At 71.5% G+C, this 3,308-nt stretch carries 1 protein-coding gene (cut by a window edge); it reads left to right on the top strand.

Going from position 1 to position 3,308, the window contains the following annotated elements:
• Positions 1–13: 13 nt before the first annotated feature.
• Positions 14–3,308, top strand: the 5' end (the start) of a protein-coding gene (locus ACIP5Y_RS46870; RefSeq protein ID WP_400360315.1) for an SDR family NAD(P)-dependent oxidoreductase. The gene runs 7,958 nt beyond the window's last position; the window shows 3,295 of its 11,253 coding nt (coding positions 1–3,295); the start codon lies at positions 14–16; the stop codon falls past the right edge of the window.

Below are 3,308 nucleotides of genomic sequence, written 5' to 3'. Positions count from 1 at the left end.
GGTGGAAGAGAAAATGACCGCGAACACCGACCAGCTCCGCAACGCGCTGCGCGCGTCGCTCAAGGAGACCGAGCGGCTACGGAAGCTGAATCGGGAACTGGCCGAGACGAATCGGGAGCCCATCGCCATCGTCGGCATGAGCTGCCGTTTCCCGGGCGGGGTCGTCTCGCCCGAGCAGCTGTGGCGACTGGTGAGCGACGGGGTGGACGCGGTCTCGGAATTCCCGCGCGATCGCGGCTGGGATCTCGACGCGCTCTACGACCCGGACGGTCGCCCGGGCACCTCCAACACCCGGCAGGGGGGATTCCTCTACGGCGCCGCCGAATTCGATGCCGCGTTCTTCGGCATCAGCCCGCGCGAAGCGCTGGCCATGGATCCCCAGCAGCGGCTGGTGCTGGAAACCTCGTGGGAGGCGTTCGAGCGGGCCGGGATCGACCCCGACACGCTGCGCGGCGCGCGCTGCGGAGTGTTCGTGGGGGCCAACGGTTCCAGCTACGGCACCGGCAAGCCCGACGCGGACGCCGACGGCTATGCGCTGACCGGTAATGCGGCCAGCGTCATCTCCGGACGGGTCGCCTACACCCTCGGGCTCGAGGGCCCGGCGGTCACCGTCGACACCGCCTGCTCGTCCTCGCTGGTGGCGCTGCACTGGGCGTGTCAGGCGCTGTGGCAGGAGGAATGCTCGCTGGCACTGGCCGGCGGTGTCACCGTGATGTCGGCGCCCGGGCTGTTCGTCGAGTTCTCCCGCCAGGGCGGACTCGCCCCCGACGGCCGCTGCAAGGCGTTCGGTGCGGGTGCGGACGGCACGGGGTGGTCCGAGGGCGTCGGCATGCTGCTGGTGGAACGACTCTCCGACGCACGCCGGCTGGGGCATCCGGTGCTGGCGGTGGTGCGCGGCAGCGCGGTCAACCAGGACGGCGCCTCGAACGGGCTCACCGCGCCCAATGGTCCCGCGCAGGAACGCGTGATCCGCCAGGCGCTGGCCTCCGCGCGGCTGGCCGCCGGGGAGATAGACGTGGTGGAGGCGCACGGCACCGGCACCGTGCTCGGTGATCCCATCGAAGCGCAGGCCCTGCTCGCGACCTACGGCCAGGACCGTATCGGCGGGCACGCACTGCTGCTGGGATCGCTGAAATCCAATATCGGGCACACCCAGGCCGCCGCCGGCGTCGGCGGAATCATCAAGATGGTCATGGCGATTCGCCACGGCCTGGTGCCCCGCACCCTGCACGCGGACACCCCGACCCCGCAGGTGGACTGGTCGGCTGGATCGATCGATCTCGTGACCGAGCAGTCGCCGTGGCCACAGACCGGCCGTCCACGCCGGGCCGCGGTGTCCTCCTTCGGTGTGAGCGGAACCAATGCGCACACCATCCTCGAACAGGCGCCGGCCACGGAAACCCCTGCCGCCGAGCCCGATACGCGGATCGGCGTGCTGCCGTTCGTGGTGTCCGGCAAATCCGAGGCCGCCGTGCGCGAGCAGGCCGAACGACTGCGGGCGCGACTCGATCCGGACACCGACCCGCTCGATATCGCCTTCTCCCTGGCGACCTCCCGCGCGGCGCACACGCGACGCGCGGTACTGGTGGCCGCGGACCGCGACGAATTGACGCGGGAGCTGAGTGCGCTGGCAGGAGGGGAGAGCGCGCTCGGCGGCCCGGTCAAAGGCAAGCTGGGATTCCTGTTCTCGGGCCAGGGCTCGCAACGGCTGGGCATGGGCCGTGAACTGTACGAGACGTTCCCGGTGTTCGCGCAAGCCTTCGACGAGGTGTGCGCGGCGCTGGAACTGCCGGTGCGGGAAGTGATCTGGGGAACCGAGGCCGAGCGGCTGGATCGGACGGAGTTCACCCAGGCCGGACTGTTCGCGCTCGAGGTGGCCCTGTTCCGGCTGGCCGAGAGCTGGGGGCTGCGACCGGACTTCCTGCTCGGGCACTCCATCGGCGAACTCGCCGCGGCCCATGTCGCCGGAGTCATGTCGCTGCCCGATGCCGGTGTACTCGTCGCGGCCCGCGGACGACTGATGCAGGCGCTGCCCGCCGGCGGCGTGATGGTGGCGGTACGCGCCTCCGCGGACGACATGCGGCCGCTGCTGGTCGAGGGCGTGAGTATCGCCGCGATCAATGGCCCGGACGCGGTCGTGCTGTCCGGTGACGAGCAGGCGGTGCTGGCGGTCGCCGGTGACCGCAAAACCAAGCGGCTCAACGTCTCTCACGCCTTCCACTCGGCGCGCATGGCGCCGATGCTGGACGAGTTCCGCCGCGTCGCCCAGGGGCTGTCGTATGCGCCGCCCCGAATTCCGCTGGTGTCCAATGTGACCGGTGCGCCGGTCACCGACTTCGACGCCGAATACTGGGTGCGCCACGTGCGGGAATCGGTGCGCTTCGCCGACGGCATGGGCTTCCTGGACGACGCGGGCGTGCGCACCTTCCTGGAACTGGGACCCGACGGCACCCTCACCGCGATGGGTCAGCACTGCGTGCCCGACGCCGCATTCACCCCGCTGCTGCGCCCGGACCGCACCGAACCGCGCGCCGCCCTGGAAGCCGTTGCGGCGCTGCATGTGCGCGGCTGCGGCCCGGAGTGGCCCGCCCTGTTCGCCGGGACCGGCGCACGGCGAGTGGACCTGCCGACCTATGCCTTCCAGCGCGAGCGGTTCTGGCTCGATCCGGTCACCGCACCCGCGGACGTGGCCGCCGCCGGGCTGGCCGCGGCCGAACATCCGATGCTGGGCGCCGCGGTATCGCTGCCCGAATCCGGTGGTGTGCTGCTGACCGGACGCGTCTCGCTGCGCACGCATCCCTGGCTCGCCGATCACACGGCCATGGGTACCCCGCTGCTGGCCGGCACCGCGTTCGTCGAACTCGCCCTGCGGGCCGCCGCGCAGGTGGGAGCCACCACGCTCGAGGAGCTGACGCTGGCCGCCCCACTCGCGCTACCCGCGAGCGGCGGCGTGGACCTGCAGGTGATAGTCGGCGGGCCGGACGAATCCGGGCGCCGCCCGCTCTCGGTGTACTCGGGCCGCGACGACGACTGGACCCGCCACGCCACCGGAATCATCACTGCCACAACGGCAGCGGCGCCGTTCACGCTCACCGAATGGCCGCCCGCCGGCGCGATCGAACAGGACGTGGAATACCTGTACACGGCACTGGCGAGCGTAGGCATGGGATACGGCCCGGCCTTCCGCGGCCTGCGCGCGGCGTGGCGGCGCGGCGAGGAGGTGTTCGGCGAGGTCGTATTGCCCGAGCCGGACGGCGCGCGCTTCGGAGTGCATCCGGCACTGGCCGACGCGGGCCTGCATCTGCTGG

This window comes from Nocardia sp. NPDC088792, from assembly GCF_044750615.1.
Classification (GTDB): domain Bacteria; phylum Actinomycetota; class Actinomycetes; order Mycobacteriales; family Mycobacteriaceae; genus Nocardia.
Note: the sequence above shows the minus strand (reverse complement) of the source record. Positions and strands in the feature narration are given on the sequence as shown.